This window comes from Bariatricus sp. HCP28S3_A7, from assembly GCF_052066375.1.
Lineage (GTDB): Bacteria > Bacillota > Clostridia > Lachnospirales > Lachnospiraceae > Allocoprococcus.
Window position 1 is genome coordinate 111647 of the sequence record NZ_JBQHSG010000004.1, and the last position, 17931, is coordinate 129577.

Below are 17931 nucleotides of genomic sequence, written 5' to 3' on the forward strand. Positions count from 1 at the left end.
TTTACAAAAATAATAAACGAATTTTCTTTATTACTGAATAGAATTATGTACATTCCAACGTATCATTTTCTTCATGGAAGATCAGTTCCATCCTGGTTCCCTTTCCGACTTCACTCTCCACATGTATATCCGCCCCATGCAGGAGCGCTCCATGCTTCACAATCGAAAGTCCAAGGCCGGTTCCTCCCGTCTCTCTTGAATGACTCTTATCTACCCGGTAAAACCTTTCGAAAATTCTGTCCTGGTGTTCTTTCGGAATTCCGATTCCGGTATCATTCACGATCACTTTTTTTCCATTCAGCGTATTTCCGACCCATACACTGACTTTTCCGTTTGGTACATTATATTTGATTGCATTTTCAATCATATTATAGATCATCTCATCCAGAACCTGCCTGATTCCGTGGCAGGTCACATGCTCTCCCACTACCTCGATCCGCACATTTTGTTTCTCGGCCTGTACGGAAAGCCGGCTTACAATATCACGGACCAGCCGATACAGATCTACATCTTCTTTTTCCAGTTCGATCGTTCCCTCATCAAGTTTGGAAAGCCGGATAATATCACCGATCAATGTGATCATACGGCTGGCTTCATTGTATATTCGACGTGAGAATCCTCTCATATCCTCCTGACGTACAAGACCGTCCATCATGATCTCCGCATATCCGGAGATTGAAGTCAACGGTGTCTTCAGTTCATGCGACACATTGGCAGAGAATTCTCTTCGCATCTGTTCCATCTTTTCCTTTTCTCTGTTCTGCCTGTCGATCCTCTCCAAAAGCGGCGAGAGTTCTTCATATACATCATTTTCCAACGGTTTTTCCAGATCCAGCGTATTGATCGGCCGGATCAGACGTCCGACTTGTACGTTCGTCACAAACCAGGAAATCAGAGCCATTGCGATCCCGATCAGGATCATATACGGAAGAACTTTAAGAGCCGTCCGCCATACTGTGTCCATATTCTTCGCCACACGCAGAATCGTTCCGTCATCCAGTCTCACTGCATAATACAGCATTTCCTTTCCGACTGTATCCGACAGGCGGATGTCCTGCCCGGTTCCGCTCTTTTTTGCCTCTTTAATTTCTTTTCTGCTGCTGTGATTCTCCAGTGCGTTCTGTTCTCCTGTCGAATCGTAAAGGACCTTGCCTTCTGCACTGATCCAGGTCACGCGGGTCTCCTTGCGCGCCTCATCCATATCCTTCATATACTGTTCGCCCGAAATACGGATAGCTGTCCGGATATAATCTGCCTCCTGCGCCAGTTCCGTTTCCATGATGCCAAGTGTCTGCCGATAGATAACAATCGTCATCAGACTATAAGAACAGAGCAGTGCCAGCGTCACGATCAGGATCATACTTCGCTGAATTTTATTTTTCATCTTTCTCTCCCCGTATCCTATATCCGACTCCGCGTACCGTCTCAATCCGTTCGCCTTCTTCTCCAAGCTTCTGGCGCAGAGTTCTTACATGGACATCCACGGTCCGGGTCTCACCGCCAAATTCATATCCCCAGATCTCCTCCAGAAGGCGATCCCTTGTGAGAACGATATTCCGGTTCTCCATGAGCATTCTAAGCAATTCAAATTCTTTCAAGGTCAGCGTCACATCCACTCCTGCGGCATACACCTCATGTTTCTTCTTGTTCAGCCGGATCTGTCCGACAACAAGTTCTTCCGCCTCTTCGGTCTTCACACCGCTTCTTCGAAGTACTGCCTTGATTCTTGACACCAACTCCATCATGCCGAAGGGTTTGGTTACGTAATCATCTGCTCCCGAATCCAGTCCCAGCACTTTATCATATTCTGCGCCTTTGGCAGTCAGCATGATGACCGGAATATGCCTTGTTTCCGGCGCCGCTTTCAGTTTTTTCAGAATGGACATTCCATCCTCACCTGGAAGCATGATATCAAGCAGAACAAGCTCTGGCAGATTCTCTGCCAAAGCTTTAAAAAAAGCGGGACCATCTTCGAAGCCTCTTGCTTCCATTCCTGTAGTTTCCAGTGTATACACTACTAAATCACGGATGTTTGCCTCATCCTCCACACAAAAAATCATTTTGTTTTCTCCTTCTTTACAGATCAAAGGCTCCCAGATCCATTTTTCCAGACATACCGCTTTCATTCAATGTCAGATACGGACATTTCCCGCATGAATACCTGTGATGGAAAATTCAACCCACTCTGCAATATTCGTCGCATGGTCACCGATTCGCTCCAGATATTTCGTGATCATGATCAAATCGATCGCTGTATCACCGCCGCAGCCTTTCTGTTCCGCAATGGTATCTACAAGCTCTTTTTTGATTCTGTCAAACAGTTCATCCACCACATCATCCGCATCCATGACTTTCCTTGCCAGTTCCAGATCTTTCTGCACGTAAGCGGATACACTGTTTCTCACCATCTTCATCGTTGCTTCTGCCATACGCCCGATATCTTTCAGATTTTCATCTCCATTAAACTCCGCTGAAGTAACAATATCTGCAATATCTGCCGTTTGATCTCCGATTCGCTCCATATCCGTAATCATCTTGAGCGCCGCCGATATCTGCCGCAGATCTCTCGCAACCGGCTGCTGCTGAAGAAGCAGTTTCAGGCAAAGATTCTCAATGTCTTTTTCCATCTGGTCGATTTCCTCATCTGCTGTGATCACCGCTTTCGCACGGCCCATGTCATTTTCTTCCAGTGCTCCGGTAACCTCTTCGATCGCCGTCTCACAGAGCTCTCCCATATGTATGAGCATCTGGTTCAGCATTTCAAGCTGTCTGTCAAATCTGTTCCGCATGTTATCCAAACCTCCCTGTAATATAGTCTTCTGTCCGTTTGTCAGAAGGAATTGAGAATAGCTTCTCTGTATCATTATATTCAATTACTTCACCCAGGAGGAAAAATGCCGTATTGTCAGACACACGGACTGCCTGCTGCATATTGTGCGTGACCATGACAATAGTATAATCTTTTTTGAGTTCCATCGCAAGGTCTTCTATTTTCGATGTTGAAATCGGATCCAACGCCGAAGTCGGTTCATCCATCAGCAGGACCTCCGGCTGTACCGCAAGTGCTCTCGCGATACAGAGTCTCTGCTGCTGTCCGCCTGACATTCCCAGTGCGCTCTTTTTCAGTCTGTCCTTGCATTCCTCCCAGATTGCCGCATCCCGAAGGGATTTTTCCACAATTTCATCTAGTTTTGCCTTGGAACGGATTCCATGTGTTCTCGGTCCGTAAGCAATATTATCATAGATACTCATCGGAAACGGATTTGGTTTCTGGAACACCATTCCGACCCGCTTTCTCAAATGATTCACATCAATATCTCCATAAATATCCTCGCCATCCAGGAGAATTTTCCCTTCAATGCGGCACCCTTCCACCAGATCATTCATTCGGTTCAGAGATTTCAATAAAGTAGATTTTCCACAACCACTGGGGCCGATAAATGCCGTGATTTTATTTTCCTCTATATCCAGATTTACATTTTTCAGCGCTTTAAAATCGCTGTAATATAAATCCAGATTTTTCACACTAATTTTCGCCATTTCCATTTCCTTTCGTAATCTTTTTCGCAATCACTCCGGATAACATGTTAATACCAATAACCAGAATTAACAGAATCACTGCCGTAGCATAAGCCTTATCCGTATGAAGACCTTCATTTGCAAGCACATACATGTGAAGTGCCAGGGTACGTCCGGATCCCATTACATTCTTTGGTACCTGTGCAACGGTTCCTGATGTATACATGAGCGCTGCCGTCTCACCGACGATACGTCCGATTGCCAGGATCACACCTGCAAGAATCCCCGGTACCGCACTCGGAAGTACGATTCGGAAAATCGTACGCAGTTTTCCTGCTCCGAGTCCGAAGCTTCCTTCTCTATAGGAATCCGGGACAGATTTCAATGCCTCTTCCGTCGTACGCATGACAAGCGGAAGAATCATGATCGCCATGGTAAATGCTCCGGCAAGCAGCGATAATCCCCATTTTAATGTCGTCACAAAAAACAGCATACCGAAAAGTCCGTATACGATTGACGGAATTCCCGATAAGGTCTCTGTAGTAAGACGGATAACTCCGATAAACCGGTTGCCTCTTTTTGCATATTCCACAAGGAAAATGGCAGAGAAAATTCCCAAAGGTACCGCAATGATCAGCGAAAGCAGCGTCATTGCAACCGTGTTGACCAGCGCCGGGAATAAGGAAACATTATCCGAATTGTATTCCAGCGCAAATAAATCTGCGGAAATATAAGGGATTCCATGAATCAAAATATACGCGATCAGAAATAACAGTACCGCAAAAGTCAGGAACGCGCTAAGCAGAACCAGAAGTGCGAGCACTGCGGAGCCGGGTGCATTCTTGTAAGAAATCAATTTTTGTTTGATCTTTTTTTTACTCATTCTCACCCCTCCTGTTCAATAACGCTACACTGAAGTTAATGATCAGAATGAATACAAAGAGCACGACGCCTGTAGCAATCAGCGCTTCTCTGTGAAGTCCTGACGCATATCCCATTTCCAGGACGATATTTGCAGTCATGGTTCGTACTCCTTCGAAAATACTTTCCGGAAGACGCGCCTGGTTTCCGGCTATCATGATTACTGCCATCGTCTCACCGATTGCGCGTCCGATTCCCAGAACTACACCGGCAATCACACCGGATTTCGCAGCCGGAAGCACAACCTTGAAAATGCTCTGTTCGTGTGTTGCTCCCAGCGCCAGAGAGCCTTCATAATACTGTGACGGAACCGCGCGGATGTTGGATTCCGTCACACCGATAATCGTCGGAAGAATCATCATTCCAAGCAGAAGAGATGCCGTCAGGATCGAATTCCCGTCTCCACCCTTATGCAAAATTCCTGCCTGTCTGAGTGTTTTCCCGAATTCCCGAATTGCCGGAACCATGACCACAAGCCCAAAAAATCCATAAATGACCGAAGGGATTCCTGCCAGAAGTTCTGTTGCGCCTTTCAACACCGGGTAGATCTGTTTCGGACAATATTTTGCCATAAACACGGATGTAAGAATTCCAATCGGTACACCGATCAGGATTGCACCGGCTGTGACGTAAATGCTACCCATGATCATCGGGAAAATTCCGTATATGTCATTATTCGGACGCCATACCGTACCTGTCAGGAATTTTACAAATCCTATTTCTTTCATTGCAGGGACACCATTTATGAATAAAAATACACAAATGAGTGCTACCGCCAGCACCGAAGTGCAGGCGGCAATAAAGAACACACCCTGCATGAGTTTTTCTTTCCATGCATTCATATGAAGTACCTCATATTATTTATTTAACGATTTCATCCCAGGCAACTGTTTCACCGGTAAAGATTGCTTTCACCTGATCACTTGTCAGTTCCTCTACCGGACTGTCATTATTTACGATTACTGCAATACCGTCTGTCGCAATTACGATAGAAGTAAGTTCCTGTGCTTCTTCATCCTTCAGTTCGCGGGATGCCATTCCGATGTCGCAGATGCCGCTCATTGCGGAAGTCATACCGGTTGTAGAATCACTCTGGTTGATTTCAATTTCAGCTCCGGAATTTACTTTCTGATATGCTTCTTTTAATTTCTCCATAACCGGTGTTACAGAAGAAGATCCTGCCACAACTACTTTACCGGTTGCTCCGTTTGATTCATATGGTTTTACATCATCAAGTGAAATGTATCCGTTCTCAGACACAACCTTCTGTCCTTCTTCGCTCAGAATGAAATTGATGAAATCCTGTGCGATGTCTGAAATCTCATCTTTTGTTGCAATGTTAAACGGTCTTGATACTTTGTATGTACCGGCTTTGATGTTTTCCTCTGTTGCTTCCGCACCGTCGATCTTCACCGCTTTCACGCTGTCTCCGAGAGATCCCAGTGAAACATATCCGATTGCATATTCATTGCCTGCTACGGTTGACATCATAACTTCTGTACTGTTTGTAATATTGGCATCCTCTGTTGTATGGTCTACCTTATTTCCGTTTTCATCTTTCTGCTCGATTCCGAAAAGTTCGATAAATGCTCCTCTTGTACCGGATCCGTCTTCTCTGGAAACTACCGTAATATCATTGGAAGCATCCCATTCTGCTGTCTGCTGTTTTCCTTCCCCTTCTGCTCCAGTCTCTTCTGATTTGCTTCCACATCCGGCTGCAAGAGCTCCGGTCATTGCCACTACTAATGTCATTGCTAATAACTTTCTCAGTTTCATAATTACCACTTTCCTCCATTTGGTTATTCCTGTTTTTCTTTACAGGTGATATCATATAGGAGTAATGTAAAATCCAAAACGGAGAGTATGTAAAGTGTTTGTAAAGTTTTCCGGGATTTAAAAGCGTCTCCGGATCTTTTTAGACGTATGCATGGCAGCACAAAAAGACATCCGGCCGTATTTTAGTCGGATGTCTTTCTATATATAACTCTGCGGGAAAACTCTCTGCAGATTTCTTATTCATTTCAGGTAGTATAGCGTTCTCCAGCCAATGCGGTGATTGCTTCATTCAGCGAAAGCATCTTATCATCCAGTGCAGATACCATATCCGCACATTCCCGTAATTCCTGACTGATATAGTCCGGTGCCTTTCCTTCAAATTTATAGTAGATTTTATGCTCCAGACTTGCCCAGAAATCCATAGCTATGGTCCGGATCTGGATCTCAACCTTCGTATCCACCACACTGTCCGAAAGAAAAATCGGCACAGACACCAGCATGTGATAACTTTTATAACCGCTTTCCTTCGGATTCTTAATATAATCCTTAATGGATAAAACTTTCAGGTCACTTTGTTTCCCAATCATCTCCGCGAGGCGGTAAATATCCGATGTGAACGAACAGATCAGCCTTACTCCCGCAATATCATTGACATATCGCACCATATTCTCAATGGAAGTCTCGTGCCCGTTCCGCTTCAGCTTCTTGACAATACTTTCCGGTGTCTTGATTCTGGTCTTAATATGTTCGATCGGATTGTAGCTGTGAACATGCTGGAATTCGTCATTCAATATTTCCAGCTTCGTTCCAACTTCCTTCAGTGCGGCATTATAAAGAAACATGACGGTCTTCCAACTGTCCACATCGTCATAATTCTTAAGTGCTGCTTGCATGTAGTTCTCTCCTTTACTTCTTATACTTCTTTCTGCTATAATGCATGCGGATTTCCCCTCTTTTCATATAACCCCGAAATCCAAAATACATTATAGAATATCAATCTGACACATTTTCATCGTTTCTAAAGCTGCCTTATGACTTTCCGGTGTAACCCCTGCACAGCAGGATGCATCTACGCTGATATTTGCCTCCGGCAATGCTGCTTTCAAGAGCAACGCATTGGACACAACACAAATATCCGTGCAAAGCCCTACCAATTCGATGTCCGTATATTTTCTCTGTGCTGCAAAATGTGCAAGCTGTGTACTTCCAAATGTAGGCTTGTCGATTACCTTCTCGACATATGGTTTCAAAGCCCCAACGATCTCCCATCCCGGAGTTCCTTCTACACAATGTACAACCGGAAGCTTTCTTCCTTCCTGTGTCTTTAGATAATCTTCTCCGTGTGTATCTCTGGTAAATACGATATCCGTCTCTTCTTCTTTCGCATCTTTCACTTTTTCCACTACGCCCGGTACGATTTCCACGGCCTCCGGTGTCCCGAGACTACCATCAACGAAATCCTTCTGCATATCAACGACAACCAGTAATTTCTTCATCTTCACTTAGCCCCCTTAACACATAATTCTTTTATTCGAGAGCGTCCTTTCGCCTATCATCATGAATATTTAACGTGCTAGACATCTCTATACATATTGTATCATACTCTGACTTCCCTCTGCATTGCTTTGAGAGTTATTTAATAAAAATTTTCGTATTCCACATATCATGGATCATTTCCACAATATCGTAACCATAGTTTTCACCGGTCGCCCATCCATATCCCTGAGGATTCTCTTTTTGCCCCAGCCATTCTACATAAGGCGCACATCCCTTCGTCACATAATCATAACGATCATCGACACATTCTTCAGCCAACGCTTCTGTTGTCGCATATGCTTTCAAATGCTGGATCTGGGCTCTGACTCCCGTACGCACATCCGGATAACTATTTCCCGGAACGCCTCCGCCTGTTGTACCGATCCCTGCAAAATTATATTGCGTGATCTTCGCATCACCACCATATTGAAGCCATCCTGTCTCTTTCATTGTCTGTGCAAATGCAACCTCTGGCCTTACTCCTTCCTGAACCGCTTCTTCATAATATATCCGGCAAAACGTCTCGATATCGGGAGCTCCTCCCTTGGCAAGCGCATCCGCCGGATAGCTTTCTCCACTCTCTTCAAAGTATTCCACCATCTGCCAGGTCTGGATGCTGCTTTCCCCCATGATCGGATACTGTCCGGGAACAATCGACGCCTCTATCGCTTCCGCCTCACTGCCCCCCGTCTCTGCCACACTGTTTTCTTCTGTTCCAACCCTTTCGTCTTCTTTCTCCGGCGTACATTCAAACTTTTCTGTCTGCTGTATTTTCACTTTGTTGTCGAACCTATTCAGAATCTTCTGTTCTAAAAGCATAGCTCCGCATACCAATGCCATCACCAGTATTGCAATCAATATCTGTACATTCTTTTTGCCTAATCTTTTTTCCAGCCTATTTATAATCTGTCTCATGCAATTTGTCCACCGCGCTTTCTTACTTTATAACTATTCTATTTTACACAAAATATTTCCATTATGAAAGGATTTACTTTCTCTTTTGAATTCGATATACTGAGAAAAGATTGATTGATAAGGAGTGTAAGTGATGTTCCGATTATGGGCGAAAGAATTTAAAGATAACCGTATGTTAAGAGATACTACCATCTGTGACGACAGCGATGATACAAGAACACATAAGATTTTTCGTGCATTGGACGAGGTCTGTTATGAATTTGATCTCAGCAAGCCGATCTGGCTGGATTCTACGATAAATGAATTTAAGCGGCATGCAAAGGCACGATTTTATCAGGATAATTTTGTGGATTCTATTGATTTTGATTATTTGGAAATTCATGTGATTGAAGAATAAGGGGGCCGTTGTAAAACAGACCCGGATGCTACGTTCATGCATATGAAAGACAATCACATGAGAAACGCCCAGTTAAAACCGGGATATAACGTGCAGATCGGTGTAGACAGCGAATATATTGTTGCAGCGGATTCCGGTTATGAAAGCGAAGAGAGTTATACATACCTGCGGGAGCAGAAACAAAAACCGTATATCAAACCGCAGACCTATGATAAATGGAAAAACGCAGTTTCAAGCAGGATATCAGCATACGTGAAAATATGGGATATCATGAAACAACCAATCAAGAGATTCCTTCCGGATTTTTGCACATATAGAGCGAGGGCATCGATCAATCATCTAATTTGATGATTTTGCGACGCCCTCTTATTTACTCATTTCTAATAGCCGCCAGCGGGCTTAACCGCATTGCCCTTAGTGCAGGGAAATACCCCGCTACCATTCCGACCAGTACCGCAAATCCTATAGATGCAAGTGCCAGCCAGGGCGGAATATAAGAGATTCCGCTACTCATTCCCATCGCATCTCCGGCACTTCCTACAACAAAGTTGATCACACCGGATATTGCGAAGCTTAATATATTTCCGATCACTCCTCCAAGGAAACCGATGAATGCTGCCTCCAGAAGGAAGAGCTGCTTGATATTCTTTAAGCTGCAGCCCAGAACCTTAAATACACCGATTTCTTTTGTGCGTTCGTAGATAGACATCATCATTGTATTGGCAATTCCGATTGCTGCGACCAGCAGAGATACCGCTCCGATTCCCCCAAGAACCGCCTGAACAATAGCGAACTGTTTCTTCATACTCTCCATATATTCGATGTTGCTGTCTACATTGTATCCCAGTTCCCGAAGCGTATTGGAAACCTCTTCTACATGATCCAGATCATCCACTTTCACTCTGGCAGAAGAGTAAGCAAAGAATTTATATGGCTTACCCGTCTTTGTTGATGGCTGCCCCGGAATCACTCTTCCGGAAAACTCTTTTTTCAACATATTTTTCAACGTTGTCACATCACAATAAGCACTATAGTAAAATGGTGTATATGTTTCCACGTCTCCATCCACCACACCACTTGCCTTGACGACATGCTTTTTTGCAGTATGCGTAGTTCCGGACGAACCATCACCGTACCTCATATCATCATATGACTGCACATCCAGAATCAGGAACAGTGAATCCTTCTCCAGATCAATATCCGGAAGCTCACCTGTTTCCCAGTATCCGCTTCCTCCGTTTTTGTCATAAAACTGCATCAGTACACCGTTTCCATAGACCAGCTCCAATACATTGCCTCCCTCCTTCGGAAAGCTTCCGCCTTCCTTCAGAGGCATATTCTGTGCTTCCATTGCTTCTTTGGTGGTTCCGATCAGATTGATATAGCCCATGTATTTTCCCTTTAACGCATAGGCACTCATCTCATAGACCGGCGCAGCAAGGGTTACATGTTCCACACCCGCAATTTCCTTGATTGTATCATCGGTAATGTACTTGGTCGTATCATCTTCTTCACCGCCATAATACGTCATGGCATCACCGGCGCTTTTTCCGGTAACCGTGAGCATCGTAAGACCACCCGACTGTTCCACCTCTTCATACAGCGAACGCTGAAGTCCCATTCCCAGAGAAATCATAACAACAATAGAGGCTGTACCGATAATCACACCCAGAACTGTCAGAAATGTCCGGAGCTTCCGTCTCTTAAGATTCCCGATGCTCATCCTCAATAAGTCTATGATACTCATCGACTAAGCCTTCCTCCTCTTCTTCCAGTCTGCGTTTTTTCTTCTTTTTCATGATCATTATTCCTACAACCACCGCCGCAATGATCAAAAGTCCTACAATAATCGGTATGATTGGAAGAGATGATTTCGATTCTTCTATCATGGTATCGTCCATATTCATATCATCCATGATTGCTTCCATAATCTCAAGCTGAAACTCTTTCTCGGATTCCGTCACATTTCCGGATTCATCTTCATAGCTCAGTATCATTTTCATCGTCTCCGAACCGGCTGTCGCCTCTTCCGCCAGCAGCATTCCGTCGATGCTCGCCGTTGCTCCGGATTCTACATTTCCCACAAAAATTTCTTCCGTCTTAATACCGTTTCCTTCAAACCTTGCTTTCACGTTGTATAATTTGACTCTTCCGAGGTTATACAGCTCACACATAATGTTGGCTTCTTCCCCGACAGAAATCGTTGCCGGATTGATCTCGAACTCACTGAATTCAAATCTTGCATCCTGCTTGACCGGAATAGAAACCGAAGACATACTCTCGTACTGTCCGCCTTCCGAATCTTCATATTTCATCGATATTTCCACACTATACGGTTTCTGTACCAGATCTGATTTTGCATTCAGTTCAATCGAAATATCCTGTGTTCCGTTTGCCTTGATCTTCTCCAGATAAATGGAACTGGAACCGGAAGATGGGAGAAATGCCGGGGAAGCCGTCTCATCACTTCCCTCTGTAGGCGAACTCAGATCAAACAGCATATTACTGACCGCCGTCTTCTTGGAAGTATTTTTCAAATGAATCGTCAGGCGGAAATCGCTTCCTGCCTTCACTTCTGCCGGATTCGTTGAAAATCCGGTCACGATCACACGCGGAGTTGATACGTTTCCGCCTCCGGAGGATCCTCCGTCTATATTTGTGATACCGCCTGCATCCCCATAGTTTGTTGGAAGGTCGTCAACGCTCGTTCCAGTATTTCCGGACGGTTCCTGTGTCGTCTGTCCGCCCTGATTATTCTGACCGGACTGATTGTCCTGTGATTTTTCTTCTTCCTTCGCAATCGTCTTTACATAAATTCCATATTCGCCGTCAATTTTTCTTCCGGATTCATCATCCGCTTCTGCCGTAAAATCAAACGGAAGTTTGTAATATGTAAGGCTGACATTTTCACGGGCAGTGAACTCAAATTCTACCGTCAGTTTCTCACCCGGTTCCATATGATCGATACCATAAGTATAATCTTTGTTCTCAATCTCAAACGGCCATTCTTCAATCTTTTCACTGACCCTTGGTGTAATCCGTATATTTTTCAGATTCACACCTCCCGTATTCTGGGCAGTCAGTTTCAGTTTCTTCGTTTCCGAATACTTATAACTTAAAATCGTATTATCGGCTGCCTGCACGCTCAGCATGGGAATCCCCACAGAAGTTTCTTCCGCTCTTGCCGGAATTGCCGGCACCACTCCCATCAGAACTGCCAGGCAAATCATGATTGCTCCCAGTTTTCTCAATTTTTTCATACTCTCTGCTCCTTGTTTTCTGCTTTTTTCTCTTTCTTCTCTTCCTTCAGCGTCTGAAGTGCCTCTTTCCTGCCTCTGTTATCCTCGATTCGTACAATTTCTCCATCAATAATGTGAAAGACTCTGTCCGCATAAGTGGCAAGATGATCGTCATGCGTAACCATAACCAGGGTTTTGTTCTGTTTGCGTACCACATCCTGCATCAGCTTCATCACCTCTTCAGAGGTGTGCGAATCCAGATTGCCTGTCGGTTCATCCGCAAATATGATCTTCGGGTTCACGACCAGTGCTCTGGCGACCCCGACTCTTTGCTGCTGTCCGCCCGACATCTGGTTCGGAAGATGTTTCTTATGTTTCTTCAGATTGACCAGCTCCAGCATTTGATCTGCCTTTTTCAATCTACTCGTCCTTCCCTCCCCTCTGAAAGTAAGTGGCAGCGCCACATTTTCCAGAGCATTCATTGTACCGATGAGGTGAAAAGACTGGAAGATAAATCCTACATTATCCCGCCGGAAACTGACCAGTTCGTCTTCCTTTAGCTTTTCAATATGCTGACCGCCTATGATGATTTCTCCCTTTGTGGGCTTTTCAAGTCCTGCCAGCATATTCAGAAGTGTGGATTTTCCGGATCCGGATGTCCCGACTATCGCACAGAATTCACCTTGATGGATCTCAAAGTCAACACCATTCAGCGCACGAACCACACTGTCTCCGACGCGGTAGAGTTTATACAGATTATGTACTTCGATAACATTCTCCATGAAACTCCTCCTCTCACAAAGTTATGTACTCAGTATATCGGATAATTCTACATAAAAACGGTGAAATTAGTTAAGATTATCTTAATTTTCCGCAGAAGGAACAGAGAGACTATCTTCTTGCCCGATACATAGCTGCCAGCGTATCCACCACGTCCTGAATATCCATGAGACTAACATTAAATAACATCTGGTGAGATTCAATGCTCCCCCATGTATTTCCGGTATGCTTCTCATAGTATTCTTTTCGTTCCGCATCGGTTTTCTTGATTTTTTCCCATGCTTCTTCTTCATTCAGATTATAGATTCTCATGATTCTGTGAATTCTGTCCCTGATCTCCGCATAAACAAAAGCATTCAGGCAGGTATGCCGCCCTTCCAGAATGTAATCCGCACATCGCCCGATAATGATACAGGGCTCTTTATCTGCCAGCTTACGGATCAGATCAGATTGTATCTGAAAGACTTCTTTACTGAGCTGCCCTTCATCGGACTGATCCGGCAAAAGCCCCATTTCTTTGGTTGCCATCTGAATCAGGTTGCGGTCATAAAGGGGTATGCCGAGTCTGTCGGACAAACGCTTCCCGACTTCGTGTCCACCGCTTCCGAATTGCCTTCCAATAGTAATAATCACATTTTTTTTCATACTGACCGCCTCCCATTTTATCTGAAAATAGTTGATTATATTATACAATATTCTATCTTTTGCCGCAATCACGAGAAGAAAAAACAGACAGCTTTTCTCAAAGAAATCCTGTCTGTTTTACAAAGTCTGATCGATTAATTATGTGCTTCCAACACTTCTTCCGCAATATTTCTTGCATGATCGGAAATACGTTCCATGCATACAAGCGTATCCAGAAATACAATACCTGCTTCTGTATTGCACTGGTTGTTCGTCAGCCTTTCGATATGTTTTGCGCGAAGCGAGATCTCCATTCCATCCGCTTCCGTCTCTTTCTCAATTGTCTTAAGTGCGCTGTCCTTGTCGTTTTCTTCAAACGCCTTCAACGCGTTCAGATAACTATCTGTACAAACCTCTATCATCTCTGTCAGATGTTCTCTTCCCACTTCTGAGAACATCACCTTTTTCTCAGCCAGAGCTTCTGCAAATTCGGAAATATTCTCACAGTAATCACTGATACGTTCCATATCAGATACGACCTGAAGGATGTGGGCAACATCCTGATGTTCTCTCTGACTGATCTGCAGTGAAGTCAATTTGATCGCATAAGATGTAATTCCGGCACTCAGCTTATCGACAGTCTCTTCATCCTCCCTAAGAAGCTGAATTTCGTCTTCATTCAATGAGAACAAGACATCTTTGGCCACCTGTAGTGACTTTTCAACAATATGTCCCATTCTGATAACTTCTGAAAACAGAGACTGAAGTGCAAGACTCGGCGTCTCCATCATACGTTCATCAAGGAGTACCATACTGTCATCTTTTTCACCATCCTCGACTTTACCGATCTTCTTCGCAAGTTTAATAATATAATCGGAAAGTGGGAAAAGCATTACAGTTGTCGCAATATTGAATATCGTATGCACCATACTGATCTGTGTCTGCGTTATTGTTCCTGTTGCCCATGCGGGGTTTACTGTTTTCAAGTAAATGATTGCCACAATACTGAATAAGACGGTTCCTATAATATTAAACAGAAGATGCATCAGCGCTGCTGTCTTGGCATTCTTCTTCGCTCCCATACTTGAAAGGATCGCAGTCACACATGTACCGATATTCTGACCCATGATGATATAGATTGCAGCACCGAAAGGTACCAGTCCCGCTGCAGCAAGACTCTGCAGGATTCCGACCGATGCAGAAGAACTCTGGATGACAGCCGTCACAACCGCGCCTGCAATAATACCAAGTATCGGATTGTGTCCCAATTTCACAAAAATACTGCAGAACGCCTCTGAATCCTTAAGTGGTGCAACGGATGCGGACATCGTTGAGATTCCGACAAACAGAAGTCCAAACCCGATCACGATACTGGAAACATCTTTTGATGAACGCCGCTTTCCGGTCAGCATAATGATAACACCAAGCATGATTGCAAGCGGCGCAAGCGTAGACGGACTCAGGAACTCGGCCCATTCCACACTGGACACCAGCCAGCCGGTGATCGTTGTACCTACATTGGCTCCCATGATAACACCCATGGCCTGCTGCAGATTCATGATTCCGGCATTGACAAAACCGACCACCATGACCGTTGTGGCGGAAGAACTCTGGATTACTGCCGTGATAAATGCTCCTAGAAGCACACCGAAAAACTTATTTTTCGTCAAGACTCCCAGCAGTGATTTCATGCGGTCCCCGGCAGCATTCTCCAGTCCCTGTGCCATGATCTGCATTCCATAGATAAACATTCCCAGTCCCCCGACAAAGGGGATGATAATACTTACATAATCCATGCTTTTTCTCCTCTTATGTATGATTGTTTGAAATGTCAGACTGCCCTGTTTCCGTACATTCCGGTATGATTCGGTGTCCGTTCAGGATAACCTCTTTTAATACGTCACCACAATAACAGAGCTTCATAGAGAAGAACGGAGCATTTTCATTCAAAAGTCGGAAGAAAATCTTATCTCCTTCCCACAGATTCAGTTTTTCAAGATCCTGCTTTTTCACCCACTTCAGTGTACCTTCCCGGCACTCACCGATCTCACCGGTATAACCATCTGCCGTGTACAAAAAAATATACTCTGATTCCCATCCTTCACTCAAAAAAGTCAGGACACCGCGCAGGCGGTAGGAAGTAAGACGCAGTCCCGTCTCTTCCCATACCTCCCGCAGCAGACATTCTTCCGGACTTTCATCCGGCTCAAACTTTCCACCGACTCCAATCCATTTATCTTTATTTACATCATTTTTCTTTTTGACACGATGAAGCATCAGATAAGAATCTTCATTTTCAATATAGCATAGTGTTGTTAATACCATTGTTCCGTCCTCATTTCAGACATTTTCCGTCAATTTTGATTGTATCATTCTTTATACGAGAACACAATGAAGTTTTTTATTTCTTCATCTTCGGCTCAAAAATCCAGGATGCCAGATATCCGAATACAAGAGCAGCACAGATCCCTACCGCGCTGGCCTTAAATCCTCCCATGAAGATTCCGATAAATCCGTTTTGATCGACTGCCTCTTTTACGCCCTTCCACAATGTATTTCCAAATCCCAGAAGCGGCACGCTCACACCGGCACCCGCATATTCCTGCAAGGGTTTGAAAATCTGGGTAAATCCCAGAATACAGCCTGTCACAACCAAAAACACCATAACCCTTCCGGGCATCATCTTCGTACGATCCAGCAGAATCTGTGCCAGTGCACAGAGCAGCCCGCCTACCCAGAATGCATTCACATAATCCATTTGTCTCTCCTCCTGTCTCTGTTACATTTTCTTATGCCTCATCCAATCTGCTTTTTCCTTCTAACAGTGTTCCAGAATGATTCCATGTGCGATTCCCGGTACGCTTTCTCCTTCGTTATAGCTGACGGTAGACATCAGTGCGCCGGTCGGTACAAATAAGATTCGCTTCCACTCACCCTTTTCCAGTTTTGGAAGAATATATGCAGACAGTGTTGCCGCCGCACATCCGCAGCCGCTTCCTCCGGCATTGGTGTTCTGTGTTTTCTGGTCAAAGATCAGCATTCCGCAGTCCATATGATTTTCTTTGATATCTTCTCCGTTTTTACGGATCAGGTCAAATAATATCGTCTGTCCTACATATCCCAGATCTCCGGTTATGATCCGGTCATAATCACTTGTCTGATATCCGAAATCCGCAAGATTCTGCAAAATCGTATCACAGGCCGCAGGCGCCATACAGGCTCCCATATTTTGTGAATCCTTCATACCGTAATCCACTATTTTTCCAATTGTCACACCACCGATTCGCACATGACTCTTCTTTTTGCCCACAAGAAATGCCCCGCTTCCGGTCACAGTCCAAGACGCGGAAAGCGGCCTCTGATTCGCATATCCAAGCGGAAACCGGAACTCTTTTTCCGCACTCCCGAAATGACTGGAGGTTACTGCCAGAACCTGCTCTGCGTAACCTCCTGCTACCGTCATTGACGCAAGTGCAATCGCCTCCCCGGAGGTAGAACAAGCTCCAAAAAGTCCGAACATGGGTATTTTCAGCTCCTCCACACCCATTGAAGTTGCAATTCCCTGGCGAAGCAGATCACCGCCAAAGAGATACCGAATCTCTTCCGGCATAACTCCTGCCTTTTTCATCGCAAGCTGACAGGCCATAGTCTGCATCGTGCTTTCCGCCGCTTCCCATGTCTGCTCTCCAAACAGATCGTCGTCTGACGCAATATCAAATTTTTTTCCCAGCGGACCTTCACTCTCTTTCTTTCCAACTACCGAGCCGCTGCTGGTAAGAAACGGAGATTCTCCAAATAAAATGCTCTGCATCCCTTTCATGTGATTCATTGCCGGCACCCCATTTCTTCCTGTGCCAGACGGTTCACAAGATTCTCCATTTCATTTTTAGATTTCACTCGTCTGCTTTCTTCTTCTACACTCCTTTTCTGCATTTCATCCATATTGGAAAATGCTTTCATCGCCTTCTCATTCATTGCCAGATTCATTGTAAAACCGATCGGCAATTCTCTTACATTTCTTTCTTCCATACTTCTTTCTCCTGTCATTTCATCCTGATAAATCAGATAATCTTTTAAGTCATCTTCTAAAATGATTTTCTTACCTGCATAGTATAACTCATATCTTCCGTTTCTAAGCTGGAAACATTATCCAATCTATTCCGCTTCCACAACAGGACTGCTCTATAAAGCTTCTATCAAAGCATCATATGCCTGCTCATACAC

Annotated in this window: 20 protein-coding genes and 1 pseudogene; 2 read left to right on the top strand and 19 right to left on the bottom strand. The window is 44.5% G+C overall.

Annotated features, from left to right (window positions below):
- Positions 1–43 precede the first annotated feature (43 nt).
- The 10 genes from ACTNA4_RS04230 to ACTNA4_RS04275 form a co-directional block, all read right to left on the bottom strand.
- Entirely contained in the window at positions 44–1384 is a 1341-nt protein-coding gene (locus ACTNA4_RS04230) for an ATP-binding protein (protein ID WP_441028678.1), read from the bottom strand.
- Positions 1374–2060, bottom strand: a complete 687-nt coding sequence (locus tag ACTNA4_RS04235; RefSeq protein WP_427806295.1) for a response regulator transcription factor — start codon at positions 2058–2060, stop codon at positions 1374–1376. Before ACTNA4_RS04235 ends, ACTNA4_RS04230 begins: the two co-directional genes overlap by 11 nt.
- Positions 2061–2132: 72 nt before the next feature.
- A complete protein-coding gene (phoU, locus tag ACTNA4_RS04240) occupies positions 2133–2789 on the bottom strand; it encodes a phosphate signaling complex protein PhoU (RefSeq protein WP_427806294.1) in 657 nt (218 codons plus the stop codon).
- Position 2790: 1 nt separating this feature from the next.
- The gene (gene pstB, locus ACTNA4_RS04245) at positions 2791–3540 is read right to left on the bottom strand and encodes a phosphate ABC transporter ATP-binding protein PstB (RefSeq protein WP_441028680.1); all 750 of its coding nucleotides are present in this window, start codon (positions 3538–3540) and stop codon (positions 2791–2793) included.
- The gene (gene pstA / locus ACTNA4_RS04250) at positions 3527–4402 is read right to left on the bottom strand and encodes a phosphate ABC transporter permease PstA (protein WP_441028682.1); all 876 of its coding nucleotides are present in this window, start codon (positions 4400–4402) and stop codon (positions 3527–3529) included. Before pstA ends, pstB begins: the two co-directional genes overlap by 14 nt.
- On the bottom strand, positions 4395–5282 hold the full coding sequence (gene pstC / locus ACTNA4_RS04255) for a phosphate ABC transporter permease subunit PstC (protein ID WP_427818877.1): 888 nt from the start codon (positions 5280–5282) through the stop codon (positions 4395–4397). Before pstC ends, pstA begins: the two co-directional genes overlap by 8 nt.
- A gap of 19 nt (positions 5283–5301) precedes the next feature.
- Positions 5302–6216, bottom strand: coding sequence for a substrate-binding domain-containing protein (locus ACTNA4_RS04260; protein ID WP_441024156.1), 915 nt, complete (start codon positions 6214–6216; stop codon positions 5302–5304).
- 245 nt (positions 6217–6461) lie between these two features.
- Positions 6462–7109, bottom strand: a complete 648-nt coding sequence (locus ACTNA4_RS04265; protein WP_427806289.1) for a GTP pyrophosphokinase — start codon at positions 7107–7109, stop codon at positions 6462–6464.
- Positions 7110–7199: 90 nt separating this feature from the next.
- On the bottom strand, positions 7200–7712 hold the full coding sequence (locus ACTNA4_RS04270; protein ID WP_441028684.1) for a cysteine hydrolase family protein: 513 nt from the start codon (positions 7710–7712) through the stop codon (positions 7200–7202).
- 136 nt (positions 7713–7848) lie between these two features.
- Complete coding sequence (locus ACTNA4_RS04275) at positions 7849–8667, bottom strand: glucosaminidase domain-containing protein (RefSeq protein WP_427806287.1); 819 nt, start codon at positions 8665–8667, stop codon at positions 7849–7851.
- 133 nt (positions 8668–8800) lie between these two features.
- Between ACTNA4_RS04275 and ACTNA4_RS04280 the strand changes: the two genes are divergently transcribed.
- Positions 8801–9064 carry a hypothetical protein gene (locus ACTNA4_RS04280; protein WP_427806286.1) on the top strand — a complete coding sequence of 88 codons (264 nt, stop codon included), beginning with the start codon at positions 8801–8803 and terminating at the stop codon, positions 9062–9064.
- A gap of 12 nt (positions 9065–9076) precedes the next feature.
- Positions 9077–9336: pseudogene (locus tag ACTNA4_RS04285) on the top strand (IS5/IS1182 family transposase); the annotation flags it as partial.
- Positions 9337–9434: 98 nt separating this feature from the next.
- Here ACTNA4_RS04285 and ACTNA4_RS04290 read toward each other — a convergent pair.
- The 9 genes from ACTNA4_RS04290 to ACTNA4_RS04330 form a co-directional block, all read right to left on the bottom strand.
- Positions 9435–10811 (bottom strand): ABC transporter permease, encoded by a 1377-nt coding sequence (locus ACTNA4_RS04290; protein ID WP_427806284.1) that lies wholly within the window; start codon positions 10809–10811, stop codon positions 9435–9437.
- Entirely contained in the window at positions 10768–12324 is a 1557-nt protein-coding gene (locus tag ACTNA4_RS04295; RefSeq protein WP_441028686.1) for a COG1361 S-layer family protein, read from the bottom strand. The genes ACTNA4_RS04290 and ACTNA4_RS04295 overlap by 44 nt, the downstream gene beginning before the upstream one ends.
- The gene (locus ACTNA4_RS04300; RefSeq protein WP_427806282.1) at positions 12321–13085 is read right to left on the bottom strand and encodes an ABC transporter ATP-binding protein; all 765 of its coding nucleotides are present in this window, start codon (positions 13083–13085) and stop codon (positions 12321–12323) included. The genes ACTNA4_RS04295 and ACTNA4_RS04300 overlap by 4 nt, the downstream gene beginning before the upstream one ends.
- Before the next feature lie 109 nt (positions 13086–13194).
- A complete protein-coding gene (locus ACTNA4_RS04305; protein ID WP_427806281.1) occupies positions 13195–13728 on the bottom strand; it encodes an AAA family ATPase in 534 nt (177 codons plus the stop codon).
- Between the two features lie 134 nt (positions 13729–13862).
- Complete coding sequence (locus ACTNA4_RS04310; RefSeq protein ID WP_427806280.1) at positions 13863–15503, bottom strand: Na/Pi cotransporter family protein; 1641 nt, start codon at positions 15501–15503, stop codon at positions 13863–13865.
- A gap of 13 nt (positions 15504–15516) precedes the next feature.
- Complete coding sequence (locus ACTNA4_RS04315) at positions 15517–16032, bottom strand: NUDIX hydrolase (protein WP_441028688.1); 516 nt, start codon at positions 16030–16032, stop codon at positions 15517–15519.
- A gap of 76 nt (positions 16033–16108) precedes the next feature.
- Positions 16109–16465 carry a SpoVA/SpoVAEb family sporulation membrane protein gene (locus tag ACTNA4_RS04320; protein ID WP_427806278.1) on the bottom strand — a complete coding sequence of 119 codons (357 nt, stop codon included), beginning with the start codon at positions 16463–16465 and terminating at the stop codon, positions 16109–16111.
- Between the two features lie 60 nt (positions 16466–16525).
- Positions 16526–17536, bottom strand: a complete 1011-nt coding sequence (locus ACTNA4_RS04325) for a stage V sporulation protein AD (RefSeq protein WP_427806277.1) — start codon at positions 17534–17536, stop codon at positions 16526–16528.
- Positions 17533–17736 (bottom strand): hypothetical protein, encoded by a 204-nt coding sequence (locus ACTNA4_RS04330; protein WP_427806276.1) that lies wholly within the window; start codon positions 17734–17736, stop codon positions 17533–17535. The genes ACTNA4_RS04325 and ACTNA4_RS04330 overlap by 4 nt, the downstream gene beginning before the upstream one ends.
- Positions 17737–17931 lie beyond the last annotated feature (195 nt).

Coding starts and splice junctions, on each gene's coding strand:
- ACTNA4_RS04230 (WP_441028678.1), bottom strand. CDS start 1,384: ATGAAAAATAAAATTCAGCGAAGTATGATCCTGATCGTGACGCTGGCA.
- ACTNA4_RS04235 (WP_427806295.1), bottom strand. CDS start 2,060: ATGATTTTTTGTGTGGAGGATGAGGCAAACATCCGTGATTTAGTAGTG.
- phoU (WP_427806294.1), bottom strand. CDS start 2,789: ATGCGGAACAGATTTGACAGACAGCTTGAAATGCTGAACCAGATGCTC.
- pstB (WP_441028680.1), bottom strand. CDS start 3,540: ATGGCGAAAATTAGTGTGAAAAATCTGGATTTATATTACAGCGATTTT.
- pstA (WP_441028682.1), bottom strand. CDS start 4,402: ATGAGTAAAAAAAAGATCAAACAAAAATTGATTTCTTACAAGAATGCA.
- pstC (WP_427818877.1), bottom strand. CDS start 5,282: ATGAATGCATGGAAAGAAAAACTCATGCAGGGTGTGTTCTTTATTGCC.
- ACTNA4_RS04260 (WP_441024156.1), bottom strand. CDS start 6,216: ATGAAACTGAGAAAGTTATTAGCAATGACATTAGTAGTGGCAATGACC.
- ACTNA4_RS04265 (WP_427806289.1), bottom strand. CDS start 7,109: ATGCAAGCAGCACTTAAGAATTATGACGATGTGGACAGTTGGAAGACC.
- ACTNA4_RS04270 (WP_441028684.1), bottom strand. CDS start 7,712: ATGAAGAAATTACTGGTTGTCGTTGATATGCAGAAGGATTTCGTTGAT.
- ACTNA4_RS04275 (WP_427806287.1), bottom strand. CDS start 8,667: ATGAGACAGATTATAAATAGGCTGGAAAAAAGATTAGGCAAAAAGAAT.
- ACTNA4_RS04280 (WP_427806286.1), top strand. CDS start 8,801: ATGTTCCGATTATGGGCGAAAGAATTTAAAGATAACCGTATGTTAAGA.
- ACTNA4_RS04290 (WP_427806284.1), bottom strand. CDS start 10,811: ATGAGTATCATAGACTTATTGAGGATGAGCATCGGGAATCTTAAGAGA.
- ACTNA4_RS04295 (WP_441028686.1), bottom strand. CDS start 12,324: ATGAAAAAATTGAGAAAACTGGGAGCAATCATGATTTGCCTGGCAGTT.
- ACTNA4_RS04300 (WP_427806282.1), bottom strand. CDS start 13,085: ATGGAGAATGTTATCGAAGTACATAATCTGTATAAACTCTACCGCGTC.
- ACTNA4_RS04305 (WP_427806281.1), bottom strand. CDS start 13,728: ATGAAAAAAAATGTGATTATTACTATTGGAAGGCAATTCGGAAGCGGT.
- ACTNA4_RS04310 (WP_427806280.1), bottom strand. CDS start 15,503: ATGGATTATGTAAGTATTATCATCCCCTTTGTCGGGGGACTGGGAATG.
- ACTNA4_RS04315 (WP_441028688.1), bottom strand. CDS start 16,032: ATGGTATTAACAACACTATGCTATATTGAAAATGAAGATTCTTATCTG.
- ACTNA4_RS04320 (WP_427806278.1), bottom strand. CDS start 16,465: ATGGATTATGTGAATGCATTCTGGGTAGGCGGGCTGCTCTGTGCACTG.
- ACTNA4_RS04325 (WP_427806277.1), bottom strand. CDS start 17,536: ATGAATCACATGAAAGGGATGCAGAGCATTTTATTTGGAGAATCTCCG.
- ACTNA4_RS04330 (WP_427806276.1), bottom strand. CDS start 17,736: ATGGAAGAAAGAAATGTAAGAGAATTGCCGATCGGTTTTACAATGAAT.